Here is a 14,932-nt window from a genome sequence, read left to right as displayed (position 1 = left end):
GGCATCCCACAGGGGTCAGGTGCCCACTCACGCCGCCAGGTGCGGGACCTCGACCTCGGGATGACGTCGCGGCCCGAGCTCGGCCAGCAGCATCGCCACCAGCACGATCACGCAGCCCACCGCCATCCGTCCGGTGAAGTGGTCGCCACCGAACGCGACCCCGAAGGTCGCGGCGAAGACCGGCTCCATCGTCATGATGATCGCGGCCCGGGTGGCGGGCAGATGCCCCTGGGCCCAGGTCTGGCCCAGCATGCCGAGCAGACCCGCCACCACCGTCAGGTAGGCGAACGCCGCCCAGTCCACCGGTCGGTCGGGGAACGTGATCCCGTTCGGGGCCGCGCAGACCAGGCAGACCACTCCGATGGAGAGCAGCTGCAGCGTCGAGACGCCGACGGCGTGCTCGGGCCGGGTCCAGAAGCCGAGCGCGACGATGTGGAGCGCGTAGAGCACGGCCGAGGCCACGGTCAGACCTTCGCCGTAGCCGATCGAGAAGCCGTTGAGGGAGAGCACCGCGAGGCCGACGGCGGCCAGGGCGACGGCGACCCAGGTGGAGCGGCCGATCCACTGGCGCAGCAGCAGCCAGGCCAGGACCGGGGTGAGGACGACGTACAGCCCGGTGAGGAACCCCGAGACCGTCGAGGAGGTGTGCGCCAGCCCGAGCGTCTGCAGCATCTGGGCCAGCGCGTAGATCACGCCGACGATCACCGAGCGCACCGCCAGATCGCGCGGGAGACGACGTACGGCGGCGGGGGCGATCAGGATGAGGAGGATCCCGGCCAGGGTGAACCGCAGACCGAGGTAGTCCAGCACCGGCACCCGCGTGATCAGGTCCTTGGTGAGCGGGAAGGTCGATCCCCAGCTCGCGGTGACGATCAGCAAGACGAGGGTGGGGGCGAGGGCGGCGCGCTTCATCCGCGCAGCTGCTTGAGCAGCGCGATGTCAGGGTTGTCGGCGTCGCGCGATCCGGGGGTCTCCAGGATGAACGGCACGCCGGCGGTGGCCGGGTGGGCGAAGAGCTCGGAGAACGCGCCGGTGCCGATGTAGCCCTGGCCGATCTGCTGGTGGCGGTCCTTGAACGCACCGCGGACGTCCATCGAGTCGTTGGCGTGGATCAGCCGGAGCCGGCCCTCGCCGCCGATCTCGACGATCCGGTCGACGGTGGCGCTCGTCCCGCCCTCGTCGTCGAGCGGGGCGCCGGCGGCGAAGACGTGGCAGGTGTCGAGGCAGATCCCCGCCTTGGGGTGCAGGTCCAGGGCGCCCAGGTAGGCGCTCAGGTCCTCGACCCCGGCGCACAGCGACCGGCCCTGGCCCGCGGTGGGCTCCAGCAGCAGCCACGGGGCGTCGTCGCCGTCGAGGGTGTCCAGCACGGGCAGCAGCGCCTCGCGTACCTGGCGCAGCGCGGCGGCGAACCGCTCCTCAGCCTCGGCGTCGTCGGCGGCGGGCGCGACGAAGGAGCCGGTATGGACGACCACGCCCTCGGCCCCGATCTCGGCGGCACGCTTGAGATTGTGGGCGACGACCGCTGCGCTCTTCTCGTACGTCGCCGGGGTCGGCGACCCGAGGTTGACCAGGTACGGCGCGTGGATGAAGGCGCGCATCCCGCGCCGCTCGATCTCGGCGCGGAAGGCCTTGTCCTCGGCGGGCTTGCCGGCGCTCAGGGCCCAGCCACGCGGGTTACCGACGAAGATCTGGATGGTCTCGCAGCCCAGCGCGTCAGCGTTCGCGAGCGCCCCGGCAACGAGCCCCTTGCCGACCTGGACGTGGGTCCCCACAGGTCGGGACTGGGCGTAATCGATGTCGAGCGTCTGTGCCGGGTTCTGCATGATCACACCAGCCTAGGGGTGGGTCTATCCCCCGCCGAATTCCGGTTTCACCACCGCCGAATTCCGGGTTCACCACGGTCGAATTCCGGGTTCACCACGGTCGGGATCCGGGTTCACCACGGTCGAATTCCGGGTTCACCACGGTCGAGATCCGGGTTCACCACGGTCGCACCGGCGTACGGCTACAGCACCGCCAGGATCGACGCCGCCCGGGTGGCGTCCGCTGCCGAGACGTCGAGATGGGTCACCAGCCGCACGGTCTCGGGCCCGACGGCACTGATCAGGACCCCGGCCTCCTTGGCCCGGGCGACGAACCCCGGCGCATCAGGGCGGGAGAAAACCACGATGTTGGTGGCGACGGTCGCGGGGTCGAGACCGACCGCATCGGCCAGCAGCCGGGCGTGCTCGTGGTCGTCGGCAAGACGGTCGATGTGGTGATCGAGGGCGTGCAGTCCGGCCGCGGCCAGGATCCCCACCTGACGCATCCCGCCGCCCATCCGCTTGCGCCATACGCGGGTCTCGGCCATCGCCTCGCGAGACCCGACGACGAGGGACCCGATCGGGGCGCCCAGCCCCTTGGACAGGCAGACCGCCGCAACGTCGGCCACGGCGCCGTACGACGTCAGGGGCACGCCCGTCGCGACGTGGGCGTTCCAGATCCTGGCGCCATCGAGGTGTACGCCGACACCGACCGAGTCCGCCCAGGCTCGCAGTGCCTGGAGGTCCTCGATGGAGGTCACCGCTCCCCCGGCGAAGTTGTGCGTGTTCTCCACCGAGACCGCCGCGGTGGGCACGAAGAACGGACCCATGTCGGGGGCGTAGAGGCGCTGGATCTGCTGCAGGTCGACGCCGCCGGTGGGTGAGGTCCAGGTCCGCATGGTGAGTCCGGTGAAGGCAGCGTGGGCGCCGAGCTCGGCCCGCGCGATGTGGGCCAGGGACTCGCACAGCACCTCCTGACCTACCCCGACGAGGGTCCGCACCGCGAGCACGTTCGCCATCGACCCGGTCGGGGTGAAGACGGCGTCCTCGTGCCCGAACAGCTCTGCGACACGCTCCTCGAGACGGCGTACGGTCGGGTCCTCTCCGTACACGTCGTCGCCCACCTCGGCCGACGCCATCGCCGCCCGCATCGCGTCGGTGGGTCGGGTGACGGTGTCAGAGCGCAGGTCGATCACAACTCGATTGAATCACCGGCGCCGCTGATCGCCGCCGACGGGCCTCGCCGAACGGTGAGTAACCCGGATCTCGGCAGTGAGTAACCCGGAAGTCGACCGTGGCGAATGCGGATCTCGGCGGTGAGTAACCCGGATCTCGGCGCAACGGATGCCACCATGAGGCGATGGACACCAACGATGTCACTCGGGTGGCGCGACGGGCCGGCAACCACGACGCCCTCACCGGTGCCGCCCGGGTCGGGTTCGTGGTCAACGGGCTGCTCCATCTCCTGATCGGCTGGATCGCGCTCCAGGTAGCCTTCGGCGGCCACCGCAGCGGCAACGGCAAGGCCGATCAGTCCGGCGCCCTGTCGACGCTGGCCGACAACACCCTCGGCCACGTGCTGCTCTGGGTCGCGGTAGCCGGCTTCCTCGGGCTGGCGCTGTGGCAGCTGACCGAGACGATCACCGGCGCCGAGCTCGGCGACAAGATCAAGGCCGGCGCGAAGACGGTGGTCTACCTCGCGGTGGGCTGGACCGCGCTGACCTTCGCCCGCGGCGGATCGAGCTCGAGCGGGCGGCAGTCACGGACCTTCACCGCCCGCCTCCTCGACGCACCGATGGGGGTCGTCCTGGTGGTCGTGATCGGGCTGGCGGTCGTGGCCGTCGGCGCCTATCACGTCTACAAGGGCGTCACGACGGGGTTCCTCGACGAGCTGACCGAGCACCCGGGGCTGACCGTCGTACGGCTCGGTCAAGTCGGGTACGTCGCCAAGGGGGTCGCCCTCGCGGTGGTCGGCTGCCTCTTCGTCGGCGCGGCCCTGCGCCATGACCCGCACGAGGCCTCGGGGCTCGACGGTGCGCTGCGAACCCTGCGCGAGGCACCGGCCGGGCAGGCACTGTTGGCGGTGGTGGCGGTGGGGCTGATGGCCTACGGGCTGTTCTCCTTCGCCCGGGCCCGCTACGCCAGGCTCTGACACCCTGCATTCACTCCGTGGCGACCGAGCCACATCTCACCGGTGGCGAACCCGGAACTCGGCGGTGAGTAACCCGGATCTCGGCGGATGCAGAACGCCCGGCCGGACTCCGAGGAGTCCGACCGGGCGCTGTGGATCAGGCTCAGGCCTTGCGCAGCATGTCGGCGACGAGGAACGCCATCTCCAGGGACTGCACCCGGTTCAGGCGCGGGTCGCAGACCGACTCGTACCGGGTGGCCAGGTCGTCGGCACCGAGCTGCTCGCCACCGCCGACGCACTCGGTGACGTTGTCACCGGTGAGCTCGACGTGGAGACCGCCGGGCCAGGTGCCCAGCGAGCGGTGGACGTCGAAGAAGCCCTGGACCTCGTCGAGCACGTCGTCGAAGTTGCGGGTCTTGTAGCCCGAGGTGGCCTCGAACGTGTTGCCGTGCATCGGGTCGGTGATCCAGGCGACCTGGAGGCCCTCCGACTTCACCTTCTCGATGATCGGCGGCAGACCCTCGCGGATCTTGCCGGCACCGAAGCGGGTGATGAAGGTGAGGCGACCGGCCTCGTTGCCCGGGTTGAGCTTCGCGGCCAGCGCGATCGCGTCGTCGGGCGTCGTGGTCGGGCCGAGCTTCACACCGATCGGGTTCTTGATCTTGCTGAGCAGCTCCACGTGGGCGCCGTCGAGCTGGCGGGTGCGCTCGCCGATCCAGACGAAGTGGCCCGAGACGTCGTACGGCTGCTCGGTGCGCGAGTCGATCCGGGTCAGAGCGTGCTCGTACTCCAGCACGAGGGCCTCGTGCGAGGAGTGGAAGTCGGCCCGGTGGAACTCGTCGGCGTCGGCCACACCGATGGCCTGCATGAAGGCCATCGCGCGGTCGATCTCGCCGGCCAGGGCCTCGTAGCGTGAGGCGAACGGCGAGTCCTTGATGAAGTCCTGGTTCCAGGTGTGGACCTGGCGCAGGTCGGCGTACCCACCGGTGACGAAGGCGCGGGCGAGGTTCAGGGTCGACGCGGACGCGTGGTAGACGTCGAGCAGTCGCTGCGGGTTCGGGATCCGGGCCTCGGGGGTGAAGTCGAAGCCGTTGACGGCGTCGCCGCGGTACGCCGGCAGGGTGACGTCCCCGCGGGTCTCGGTGTCCTTCGAGCGCGGCTTGGCGTACTGGCCGGCCAGGCGGCCGATCTTCACCACGGGCACGGAGGAGGCGTAGGTCAGGACGACAGCCATCTGCAGCAGGACGCGCAGCTTGGCGCGGACGTTGTCGGCGGTGGCGCCGGCCAGCGTCTCGGCGCAGTCGCCGCCCTGCAGGATAAAGGCCTCGCCCCGCGTGACGGCAGCGATCTTCTCGCTGAGCTCGTCACACTCGCCCGCAAACACCAACGGCGGGGCCGTACGGAGCTTGTCGACCACGGACGCGAGGGCGGCCTGGTCGGGGTAGGTCGGCTGCTGAGCAGCGCCGAGGGCGTGGAGGTCCTCAAGGGACGGGATGGTGCTCACCGGATCAGGATACGGGTAAGGCGCGCCTTAGTTCGCGGGGACGGGGAATCATGGACACTCCGACGGATGTTGGGACCCACATGAGCCGTACTACGACCGCCGTCCGCGTCCACGAACTCGGTGGCCCCGAGGTGCTCCAGCTGGAGTCCGTGGAGCTGCCGGACCCGGCCTCCGGCGAGGTCCAGATCGACGTACGCGCGATCGGAGTCAACCCCGTCGACCTCAAGATGCGCGAGGGCTTCCCGTGGTCGGACGCCGCCGAGCTGCCGTTCAAGCCGGGCAACGAGGTCGCCGGCGTGGTAGCCGCCGTCGGCCCCGGGGTGGATTCGTTCGCGGTGGGTGACGAGGTCGTCGCGTTCCGCATCTCCGGTGGGTACGCCGAGGCCGTCAACGTCCCGGTCGGCGACGTCTTCGCCAAGCCCGCCTCGCTGACCTGGGAGGAGGCCGCGGGCCTGCTGCTGGTCGGGGTGACCGCCGTCCACGCTCTGACGAAGGTCGGCGTCGGCGAGGGTGACCGGGTGCTGGTCCACGGCGCCTCGGGCTCGGTCGGCCAGCTCCTGATCCAGCTCGCGCTGCTGCGCGGGGCGAGCGTCGTCGGCACCGCAGGGCCGCGCAACCACGACCTGCTGCACAAGCTCGGCGCGACCCCGATCGCCTACGGCGAGGGTCTGCTCGAGCGGGCCACGGCCGCCGGCCCGTACGACGCCGCGATCGACCTGGTCGGCACCCCGGAGGCGTTCGACGTCTCGCTCGCGCTGGTCGAGGACCGCAGCCGGATCACCACGATCATCGGCGGACCGCACGCGGTCGAGGCGGGTGTGCAGAAGATCGGTGGCGGTCCTGGCTCCGAGCTCGGTCTGGAGCTGCGTGCCGCGGCTCGCCCCGAGGTGCTGGCGCTGGCCGGCGCGGGCAAGCTCCACGTCCGGGTGGTGACGACGTTCCCGCTGGCCGAGGTCGCCGAGTCGCACCGCTACGTCGCCGAGGGGCACGCCGCCGGCAAGGTGATCCTGCTCCCCTGACTCGTTTTCGGGTGGGTAACCCGGATCTGGACGGTGGGTAACCCGGATCTCGGTCTAGGGTCGGGGCGTGAGTGTTCTCGCCATCGACGCCGGCACGACCGGGATGACCGCGCTCGTGGTCGCCCCGAACGGGCGGATCGTCGCCCGCGGCTACCAGGAGTTCCCCCAGCACTTCCCCCAGCCCGGCTGGGTGGAGCACTCCCCCGAGGAGATCTGGGCCTCGACGCTGGCCTGCGTCGGTGCCGCGCTGCAGGCGTACGACGCCACCACCCACGGACCGCTGAGCGCGATCGGGATCACCAACCAGCGCGAGACGATCGTGCTGTGGGACCGCGAGACCCTCGGCTCACCGCGACGCGCGATCGTGTGGCAGGACCGGCGTACCACCGCCATCTGCGACAGGCTCAAGGCCGGCGGCCACGAGGAGCGGGTCCGTGAGCTCACCGGGCTGCGCCTGGACCCGTACTTCTCGGCGACCAAGCTGACCTGGATCGCCGAGAACGAGCCGCACACCTGGGCGCTGGTGCAGGCCGGGCGCTACGCGATCGGCACCGTCGACTCGTACCTGATCGCCCGGATGACGCGCGGGCTGCACCACGTCACCGACGTCTCGAACGCCTCGCGCACCCTGCTGTTCGACCTCGACGCCGGGGACTGGTCCGACGAGCTCTGCGCGCTCTTCGGGGTGCCGCGCGATGCTCTGCCCGACCTGATCCCCAACTGGGGCGCCTCGATCACCACCGACGCCCGCACCTTCCTCGGGCTGGCACTGCCCATCACCGGTCTGGCCGGCGACCAGCAGGCAGCACTGTTCGGGCAGACCTGCTTCGAGCCCGGTGAGTCGAAGTGCACCTACGGCACCGGCTCGTTCATCCTGACCAACACCGGCACCGAGATCGTGCGCTCCGACGCCGGGCTGCTCTCGACGGCGGCGTGGCGCTCCCCCGACGGCGAGATGACCTACGCCCTCGAAGGCGCCATCTTCGTCACCGGCGCGGCGATCCAGTGGCTGCGCGACGGCCTCCAGATCATCGGCTCGGCCGCCGAGACCGCCGCCATCGCGGCCTCGGTCCCCGACACCGGCGACGTGATGTTCGTGCCCGCCCTGACCGGGCTCGGGGCGCCGTACTGGGATCCGAACGCCCGCGGCACGATCGTCGGGATCACCCGGGGCACCACCAAGGCCCACCTGGTCCGCGCCACCCTGGAGGCCATCGCCTTCGAGGTCCGCGACGTGGTCGAGACGATGCCCGACGTGGCCTCGCTGCGCGTGGACGGCGGCGCGGCCGCCAACGACCTGCTGTGCCAGATGCAGGCCGACCAGCTCGGTGTCCCGGTCTCGCGGCCGACCCAGGTGGAGACCACCGGACTGGGTGCCGCGTTCCTGGCCGGACTCGGCTCGGGAGTGTGGGGCTCCTTCGAGGAGATCAAGGCCACCTGGGCCCAGGAGGCCACCTTCGGGCCGCACACCTCCCGGGAGGCCGCCGACACGGCGTACGCCCGCTGGCGCAACGCGGTGGAGCGCTCCCGCGACTGGGCCTACTGACGAGTCACCAGATTAGGACCCGAGCGAGCTACCGACGGTGCCGCCAGCCGCCTGCCCCAGACCTTCGATCTTCCCGCACCGTCCGGACAGCTCACGGATGTTCTGCCAGACAACCGCCCGCGGCGCGTCGATCTTCAACGCGCGGACGCAGTCGTCGAGGCGGTGTGGGCGCTCACGGAGGTAGGAGACTGCGCTCGCCAGACTCTGTCCCACCGTCTTGCCGTACGCATCGACTGCCTTGCGAGCACCAGCCTGCAGGGCGATGGCGTCAGGCTTCATCATCGCCAGGTCGATGATGTCGCGACTGAACACCGACGTGTCAGCCCAGCGATCGTCGTTGGCGAGCAGTTTGCTGGCAACCTGGTCAGTTCGTGCCAGGGTGCGCACGCCGCAGATCTCATCCGCCTCGGACGGGGAGTCGAGTTCAATACGGGCCTCGTGGATGATCTCGAACTTGATCGGCACGCCTGCGACAAGCACCGAGGCTCGGATTCCGTAGCCGTCCACGGAGGGGCCCCGCCCGACCTCCAGCTCGCCCCGAGTCAGTGCCTGAAGCCCACCGCCCCTCACCATCTGACGCAGTTGCCGGAAGGCCCCCTGGTCAGAGACCAGGAAGTCGATGTCGACGGACTCGCGGAACTCACCGTTGGCGAGGACGATCGCCGTACCCCCTCCGAACCAGCAGTGGTGTTCAGCCAGGAGCGAGGCGTCCAACTCCAGCAGCACCTCCGCTACCCGTTGGTGGTGGAGCCGCCTAAACAAGGAGTCTCCCGTTGCTATAGGTGTCCGCGAGGTGCTGAATGAACGCCTTCTCGCGATCAGTCAGAGTCTCCTGTTCAAGGTGTCGCCATCCCCGTTCGTAGAGGTTGAGCGCCTCCGTCTCGGTCACAGTGGTGCCAGCGTCGGTTTGCCAAGCAAGCGACCGCAGGCCGGGGTAGTCGCCGACCGTGATCATCGTCGAGGCTGCCCCCGGTACGTCGAGGACCGGGACGCCGAGGTGGAGACCGAGTGCGGCTGCCACGTTGCTGTAGGCACCGATCGTGACCGAAGGGTTTCCCGCCTCGATCCTGTGCAACGTCACGCGCGATACGCCAGCAGCTTCGGCGCAGGCAACGGCCGAGACGCCGAGAGCCTTGCGCCGCTCGCGCAGGCGACCGCCCAGGCGTTCGAGGTCCGCCTGTTGCTCCGGGCTCGTGGAGGGACTCGCTGCTGGCATGTTTCTCATTTTAGACATTTGGAACCAAGTGTCAACAATGAGAAACGTCTCCCTGCGGTTAGAGCCGAGCCAGGGTCTCCCGGACCAGCGCCGCCACCGGCTCGGACTCGACCAGGAAGCCGTCGTGCCCGGCCCCGGAGTCGATCGCGACGAAGTGCGCGCCCGGGATCGCCTCGGCGATGTGGCGCTGCTGCGCGATCGGGTAGAGCCGGTCGGTGGTGATCCCACCGACACCGACGGGGACCGCGATCGTCCCCAGCGCCGCCCGTACGCCGCCACGGCCACGCCCGACGTCGTGACCGTTCATCGCCTCGGTCAAGGCGACGTAGGAGCCGGCGTCGAACCGGCCGACGAGCTTGTCGGCGTGGTGGTCGAGGTACGACACCACCGAGTAGGTCTCACCGTCGGCCTCGCGGGTGCGCCCGAAGCGGTGCTCCAGCTCGTCGGCGCACCGGTAGGTCAGGTGCGCGATCCGACGGGCGATGCCCAGACCGGCGACCGGGCCGGCCCCGCCGTCGACATCGTGGTAGTCGCCGCCGCGCCAGGCGGGGTCGGCGGTGATCGCGGTGATCTGGGTGGACTGGGTGCCGATCTGGTCGGCGCTGGCCTCGGCGCCGACGGCCAGCACTACCCCCGAGGAGACCCGTGCAGGAAGGCCGACCAGCCACTCCAGGGCGCGCATGCCGCCCATCGACCCGCCGACCACGGCGGCGAAGGTGTCGATCCCCAGCGCACTGGCCCAGGCCGCCTCGACGGCGACCTGGTCACGCACCGTGATCGCGGGGAAGCGTGAGCCCCACGGCCGACCGTCACCAGCGACCGAACCCGGGCCGGTGGTGCCCCGGCACCCACCCAGGACGTTGGGGGCCACCACCCACCACCGGGACGTGTCCAGGGCCTTGCCCGGACCGACCAGGTCGCCCCACCAGCCCGGGGTGGGGTGGGCCGGGCCCGCCTCACCGGCGACATGGGAGTCGCCGGTGAGGGCGTGCAGCACCAGGATCGCGTTGACCACCCGGCCGTCCTCGGTCCGGGGCTCGCCCCAGGACTCGTAGGCCACCGTCACCGGCAGTGCGGCACCGGACTCGAGGATCACCTCACCCAGGTCGACGTAGCGACGCTGGTCCTCGGCGTGCGAGCGGGCGGCGGGGTCGTGCGGGGTGGTCAACGGCAACGCTCAGGCTCCTGCGGCGGCGAAGCCCAGCTCGAGGTCGGCCAGGATGTCGGTCAGGTTCTCCAGACCGACGGCGAGACGGACCAGGCCGGGCGTCACACCCGAGGCCAGCTGCTCCTGGGGCGTCAGCTGCGAGTGCGTGGTCGAGGCCGGGTGGATCACCAGCGAGCGGACGTCGCCGATGTTGGCGACGTGGCTGTGCAGCACCAGCGCCTCGACGAACTTCCGGCCGGCCTCGGCCCCACCGGCGATCTCGAAGGCGAGCACGCCGCCCGAGCCCAGCGGCGCGTAGCGCTGCTGGCGGTCGTGCCACGGGCTGGACTCCAGGCCCGCGTAGTTCACCGACTCCACCTGGGCGTGCTTCTCCAGCCACGACGCGACGGCGAGCGCGTTGGCGCTGTGCCGCTCCACGCGCAGGCTCAGCGTCTCGATGCCCTGGGCGAGCAGGAACGCGTTGAACGGGCTGATCGCGGTGCCGAGGTCACGCAGCAGCTGCACCCGGGCCTTGAGGATGTAGGAGAGGTTCGCGCCACCGAAGTTGCCGGCGAACGCCGAGCCGACGCCGAGGTCGGGGGCGTAGCGCAGGCCGTGGTAGCTGGCGTCGGGCTCGTTGAAGTTCGGGTAGCGCGCCGGGTCGACCCCGTAGTCGAACCGACCGCCGTCGACGATGACACCACCGATGGAGGTGCCGTGACCGCCGAGGTACTTCGTCGCGGAGTGCACCACGATGTCGGCGCCGTGCTCGAGCGGGCGCAGCAGGTACGGCGTCGCGATGGTGTTGTCCACCACCAGCGGGACCCCGGCGGCGTGGGCGACCTCGGCGACACCGGCGATGTCGAGCACGTCGATCTTCGGATTCGAGATGGTCTCGGCGAAGAAGGCCTTCGTGTTCGGGCGCACCGCGGCACGCCACTGCTCCAGGTCGTCGGGGTCGGCCACGAAGGTGACCTCGATGCCGAGCTTGGCGAACGTGTGGTGGAGGAGGTTGTAGGTGCCGCCGTACAGCCGCGAGGAGGCGACCAGGTGGGAGCCCGCCTCGGCGAGGTTGAGCAGCGCGAGGGTCGCCGCCGCCTGGCCCGAGGAGACCAGCAGCGCGCCGACACCACCCTCCAGGGAGGCGATCCGGTCCTCGACCGCGGCCTGGGTCGGGTTCTGGATCCGGGTGTAGATGTTCCCGAACTCCTTGAGCGCGAACAGGTCCGCAGCGTGCTCGGCGCTGTCGAACGTGTACGACGTGGTCTGGTAGATCGGCAGCGCCCGCGCGTGCGTGGTCGGGTCGACGCTCTGGCCGGCGTGGATCTGTCGGGTCTCGAAGGACCAGTCGTTGCTCATCGGATACTCCTGGAGAGAGGGGTGGGTAACGACCCGAGAGTGGACGACAAAGTCGTCCGATTCAATAGTCTTTGCGGTTGTCTCGCCTGCTGGGCGCGACGGGGGCCGACTACGCGGCGTTCTTGCCGCGCTTCTTCGCATCCGAGGCGTAGATGTCGACGTACTCCTGCTCGGAGAGCTTGAGGATCTCGTACATGATCTCGTCGGTGATCGCGCGCAGGATGTAGCGGTCGTTCTCCATGCCCTCGTAGCGGGAGAAGTCCAGCGGCTTGCCGAAGCGGACCACCGGGTGCGCGATCTTGCCGAACGCCTTGCCCGGCGGCGCGACGATGTCGGTGCCGATCACGGCGACCGGGATCACCGGGACCTTGGTCTCCAGGGCGAGTCGGGCCACGCCGGTGCGACCGCGGTAGAGCTTGCCGTCGTGGGAGCGGGTGCCCTCGGGGTAGATGCCGAAGAGCTCACCCTCGGCCAGCACCTTCTTGGCAGCCAGCAGGGCGCCCTCGGCCGCCGACGCGCCGGAGCGGTCGATCGGGACGTTGCCGGTGCCGGCGAAGAACGTCTTCTTGAACCAGCCCTTCACCCCCGGCTCGGTGAAGTACTCCGCCTTGGCGACGAAGCGCACCATCCGCGGCAGACCCAGCGGCATGAAGAGCCAGTCGGAGTACGACAGGTGGTTGGAGGCCAGGATCGCAGGACCCTCGGTGGGGATGTTCTCGACGCCCTCCCACTTCGGTCGGAAGACCAGACGCAGCCAGGGACCGATCCCGATCCACTTCAGCGTTCCGTAGAAGAGTCGCTCGAACACACCCTGATCCTTGCAGAATGGTCCTATGTCCTCCACCCCGGCCACCTCCGCCGCCTCGACGACCTCCCCCGTCCGCCCGACCGCTGTCCCGCTGTCCCTGCCCGCCCGACCGGACCAGACCGGCGGCCTCAAGGTCGGCGTGCTCCTCTCCCACGGCTTCACCGGCTCCCCGGGCTCGATGCGGCCCTGGGGTGAGGCGATGGCCGCTCACGGGTACGCCGTCGAGGTGCCGCGCCTGCCCGGGCACGGCACCACCTGGCAGGAGATGAACACCACCACCTGGGACCAGTGGCTGGCCGAGATCACCGCCACCTTCCGCAGGCTCCGCGCCGAGAACGACCACGTCGTGGTCTGCGGCCTGTCGATGGGCGGGGCGCTGGTGCTGCGCGTGGCCGAGCTCTTCCCCGACGAGGTCGACGGGGTCGTGTTGGTCAACCCCGGCGTCGCCACCACCCGCTGGGACGTGAAGCTGCTGCCGGTGCTCAAGCACATCGTCCCGGCCCTCAAGGGCGTCGGCTCCGACATCAAGAAGCAGGGCGTCGTCGAGGACGCCTACCCGCACACCCCGCTCAAGGCGGCCCACTCGATGTTCCGCGGCTGGCGCACCGTGGCCGCCGACCTGGAGCGGGTGACGGCACCGCTGCTCTACTTCCGCTCCACCATCGACCACGTCGTCGACGAGGCCTCCGAGCCGCTGATCCGCGGCCGGGTCTCCTCCACCGACGTCACCTTCACGCCGCTGCGCGACAGCTACCACGTGGCCACGGTCGACAACGACGCCCCGCAGATCTTCGCCGAGTCCGCCGACTTCGTCGCACGGGTCTGCGGCCTGCCCACCTCCGCGTAGGCTGAGCCCGTGCCTTCCCCCGATCCCGACCAGCCCGACGACCGCCACGCCGACGACGACGCGGCCTGGGCGGAGATCGTCGCCAATTACGGCCCGCAGCCGGTGCTGGCCGAGGAGATCGCACCCGAGGTGGAGGTCGCCCACGTCTTCGACGACGACGTGGACGAGGAGCCGGACTGGGGCGACGACGACGACCTGGTGCTGCCCGGCGACTTCGTGCCGCCCGAGCCCGAGGCCCTGGGCTGGCACGGGTGGCGGTCGGTGGCCTGGATCGGCGTACTCGGCTCGCCGGCGCTCGCCCTGATCTGGACGTTCCTGTCCCAGTGGCGCGGCTGGAGCGCACCGACCTTCCTGGCGTACCTGCTGATCGGCGCGTTCCTCGGCGGCTTCGCCTACCTGGTGCTCACCATGCCGAAGGACCGCGACGACCCGTGGGACGACGGCGCGCGGGTCTGACCCGACCGGTCGCCTCCGGAGCCTCCGTCGGCTCCAGGGGTGCCAGGAAGCGGCGCAGCCGCTCACGACGCCGGGCGCGCTTGACCAGCTCGCCACGGCGACGCCTGAAGATCGGGCGCACCGCCTCGGTGCGGGCCATGTCGGCCGCCCCGATCACGCCGGCGTCGTTGAGGAACCGGGCCTTGATCACGTCCGGCACGTCGCGGTGCCCGGCACCCACCAGCGAGTTCGTGAACGCCTCGCGGGCCGGGTCCAGGAGCAGGTCCCCGGCCGCGCTGACGCCGCCACCGACGACCAGCAGCTCGGGGTCGAAGGCGGCCGTCAGGTTGGCCAGGCCGACGCCCAGCCAGCGGCCGATCTCGCCGAAGGCGGCCAGGGCGAGATCGTCGCCGCGCTGGGCGGCCTCGGTGATCATCGGGCCCTTGAGCCGCTCGCCGTCGTGGCCGGCGAGCTCACGCAGCAGCCCGGCCCGCTCGTCCCAGTGGTTCCTGACGTAGCGCACCAGGGCGTTGCCGGAGCAGTACTGCTCCCAGCACCCCGTCCTGCCGCACTCGCACTGCTGCCCGCCGGGCACCACCTGCATGTGGCCGAACTCGCCGGCCATGCCGTTGTGACCACGCATCAGGGTGCCGCCGAGGATGATCCCGCCGCCGATGCCGGTGCCGAGGTTCACCATCACGACGTCGGTGTGGCCGCGGGCGGCGCCGTAGGAGAACTCCGCACGGGCCGCGCAGTTGGCGTCGTTGTCCAACGCCACCGGGACGCCCCAGCGGTTCTCCAGGCGCTCCCGGGCCGGGTCGAGCCGCCAAGGCAGGTGCGGAGCGAACATGACCCGCTCCCCGGCCGCGTCGACGAACCCGGCCGCGGCCAGGCCGACGGCGTCGATCCGTCGGATCCCCGCCACCTCCTGGACCGCCTCGGTCAGGGCGTCCTCGACGACCGTGACCGGCACCGAGCGCCCGGGCGTGGAGCGCCGGGCGACCTTCCCGACGGTCCCGTCCGGCAGCACCTCGGCCGCCAGGACCTTGGTGCCGCCGATGTCGACTCCGATGGTGACCGCCACGATCCGTCCCCCTCTTGTCAGTCGCTCGTGTGTG

General features: G+C 70.5%; 15 protein-coding genes. 5 read left to right on the top strand and 10 right to left on the bottom strand.

All coding sequences use genetic code 11. The features are described from left to right. Positions 1 to 27: 27 nt before the first annotated feature. From Q1V88_RS01040 to Q1V88_RS01030, 3 genes are all read right to left on the bottom strand, one after another. Positions 28 to 912 carry a DMT family transporter gene (locus Q1V88_RS01040; RefSeq protein ID WP_300676533.1) on the bottom strand — a complete coding sequence of 295 codons (885 nt, stop codon included), beginning with the start codon at positions 910 to 912 and terminating at the stop codon, positions 28 to 30. Further along, positions 909 to 1,823: a deoxyribonuclease IV gene (locus Q1V88_RS01035; protein WP_300676522.1), complete on the bottom strand. Its 915-nt coding sequence runs from the start codon at positions 1,821 to 1,823 to the stop codon at positions 909 to 911. Before Q1V88_RS01035 ends, Q1V88_RS01040 begins: the two co-directional genes overlap by 4 nt. 182 nt (positions 1,824 to 2,005) lie before the next feature. Then, positions 2,006 to 2,998 (bottom strand): GntG family PLP-dependent aldolase, encoded by a 993-nt coding sequence (locus Q1V88_RS01030; protein WP_300676511.1) that lies wholly within the window; start codon positions 2,996 to 2,998, stop codon positions 2,006 to 2,008. A gap of 164 nt (positions 2,999 to 3,162) precedes the next feature. Here Q1V88_RS01030 and Q1V88_RS01025 point away from each other — a divergent pair, with 164 nt between their 5' ends. Next, a complete protein-coding gene (locus Q1V88_RS01025) occupies positions 3,163 to 3,954 on the top strand; it encodes a DUF1206 domain-containing protein (RefSeq protein WP_300676484.1) in 792 nt (263 codons plus the stop codon). 142 nt (positions 3,955 to 4,096) lie between these two features. On the opposite strand, the gene Q1V88_RS01020 is transcribed toward Q1V88_RS01025, so the two are convergent. Then, positions 4,097 to 5,437, bottom strand: coding sequence for a class II 3-deoxy-7-phosphoheptulonate synthase (locus tag Q1V88_RS01020; protein WP_300676471.1), 1,341 nt, complete (start codon positions 5,435 to 5,437; stop codon positions 4,097 to 4,099). Positions 5,438 to 5,517: 80 nt separating this feature from the next. On the opposite strand from Q1V88_RS01020, the gene Q1V88_RS01015 reads away from it, so the two are divergent. Together Q1V88_RS01015 and glpK are read left to right on the top strand one after the other, a co-directional pair. After that, entirely contained in the window at positions 5,518 to 6,456 is a 939-nt protein-coding gene (locus Q1V88_RS01015) for an NADP-dependent oxidoreductase (RefSeq protein ID WP_300676464.1), read from the top strand. A gap of 67 nt (positions 6,457 to 6,523) precedes the next feature. After that, positions 6,524 to 8,002: a glycerol kinase GlpK gene (glpK, locus tag Q1V88_RS01010; protein WP_300676453.1), complete on the top strand. Its 1,479-nt coding sequence runs from the start codon at positions 6,524 to 6,526 to the stop codon at positions 8,000 to 8,002. A gap of 12 nt (positions 8,003 to 8,014) precedes the next feature. Here the strand turns inward: glpK and Q1V88_RS01005 are convergent, their stop codons facing one another. The 5 genes from Q1V88_RS01005 to Q1V88_RS00985 all read right to left on the bottom strand — a co-directional run bounded on the left by Q1V88_RS01005 (position 8,015) and on the right by Q1V88_RS00985 (position 12,532). Beyond that, positions 8,015 to 8,728 (bottom strand): nucleotidyl transferase AbiEii/AbiGii toxin family protein, encoded by a 714-nt coding sequence (locus Q1V88_RS01005; protein WP_300676430.1) that lies wholly within the window; start codon positions 8,726 to 8,728, stop codon positions 8,015 to 8,017. Positions 8,729 to 8,756: 28 nt separating this feature from the next. Then, positions 8,757 to 9,218, bottom strand: coding sequence for a helix-turn-helix domain-containing protein (locus Q1V88_RS01000; protein WP_300676419.1), 462 nt, complete (start codon positions 9,216 to 9,218; stop codon positions 8,757 to 8,759). A gap of 58 nt (positions 9,219 to 9,276) precedes the next feature. After that, positions 9,277 to 10,392: a homoserine O-acetyltransferase gene (locus tag Q1V88_RS00995; protein ID WP_300676410.1), complete on the bottom strand. Its 1,116-nt coding sequence runs from the start codon at positions 10,390 to 10,392 to the stop codon at positions 9,277 to 9,279. Between the two features lie 3 nt (positions 10,393 to 10,395). Continuing rightward, positions 10,396 to 11,724 (bottom strand): bifunctional o-acetylhomoserine/o-acetylserine sulfhydrylase, encoded by a 1,329-nt coding sequence (locus tag Q1V88_RS00990; protein ID WP_300676403.1) that lies wholly within the window; start codon positions 11,722 to 11,724, stop codon positions 10,396 to 10,398. A 109-nt stretch (positions 11,725 to 11,833) separates the two neighbouring features. Continuing rightward, on the bottom strand, positions 11,834 to 12,532 hold the full coding sequence (locus tag Q1V88_RS00985; protein ID WP_300676398.1) for a lysophospholipid acyltransferase family protein: 699 nt from the start codon (positions 12,530 to 12,532) through the stop codon (positions 11,834 to 11,836). A gap of 25 nt (positions 12,533 to 12,557) precedes the next feature. Here Q1V88_RS00985 and Q1V88_RS00980 point away from each other — a divergent pair, with 25 nt between their 5' ends. After that, complete coding sequence (locus tag Q1V88_RS00980) at positions 12,558 to 13,379, top strand: alpha/beta fold hydrolase (protein WP_300676392.1); 822 nt, start codon at positions 12,558 to 12,560, stop codon at positions 13,377 to 13,379. A 9-nt stretch (positions 13,380 to 13,388) separates the two neighbouring features. Next, positions 13,389 to 13,835, top strand: a complete 447-nt coding sequence (locus Q1V88_RS00975) for a hypothetical protein (RefSeq protein ID WP_300676388.1) — start codon at positions 13,389 to 13,391, stop codon at positions 13,833 to 13,835. On the opposite strand, the gene Q1V88_RS00970 is transcribed toward Q1V88_RS00975, so the two are convergent. After that, the gene (locus tag Q1V88_RS00970; RefSeq protein ID WP_300676384.1) at positions 13,783 to 14,898 is read right to left on the bottom strand and encodes an ROK family glucokinase; all 1,116 of its coding nucleotides are present in this window, start codon (positions 14,896 to 14,898) and stop codon (positions 13,783 to 13,785) included. The two genes, Q1V88_RS00975 and Q1V88_RS00970, sit on opposite strands and share 53 nt — an antisense overlap. Positions 14,899 to 14,932 lie beyond the last annotated feature (34 nt).

Source organism: Nocardioides sp., assembly GCF_030150155.1.
Taxonomy (GTDB): domain Bacteria; phylum Actinomycetota; class Actinomycetes; order Propionibacteriales; family Nocardioidaceae; genus Nocardioides.
This window is presented reverse-complemented; position numbering and strand designations above follow the sequence as displayed.

Excerpts from the sequence above, each read along its gene's own strand:
- Q1V88_RS01040 (WP_300676533.1), bottom strand. The coding sequence starts at position 912 with ATGAAGCGCGCCGCCCTCGCCCCCACCCTCGTCTTGCTGATCGTCACC.
- Q1V88_RS01035 (WP_300676522.1), bottom strand. The coding sequence starts at position 1,823 with ATGCAGAACCCGGCACAGACGCTCGACATCGATTACGCCCAGTCCCGA.
- Q1V88_RS01025 (WP_300676484.1), top strand. The coding sequence starts at position 3,163 with ATGGACACCAACGATGTCACTCGGGTGGCGCGACGGGCCGGCAACCAC.
- Q1V88_RS01015 (WP_300676464.1), top strand. The coding sequence starts at position 5,518 with ATGAGCCGTACTACGACCGCCGTCCGCGTCCACGAACTCGGTGGCCCC.
- Q1V88_RS01000 (WP_300676419.1), bottom strand. The coding sequence starts at position 9,218 with ATGCCAGCAGCGAGTCCCTCCACGAGCCCGGAGCAACAGGCGGACCTC.
- Q1V88_RS00990 (WP_300676403.1), bottom strand. The coding sequence starts at position 11,724 with ATGAGCAACGACTGGTCCTTCGAGACCCGACAGATCCACGCCGGCCAG.
- Q1V88_RS00980 (WP_300676392.1), top strand. The coding sequence starts at position 12,558 with ATGTCCTCCACCCCGGCCACCTCCGCCGCCTCGACGACCTCCCCCGTC.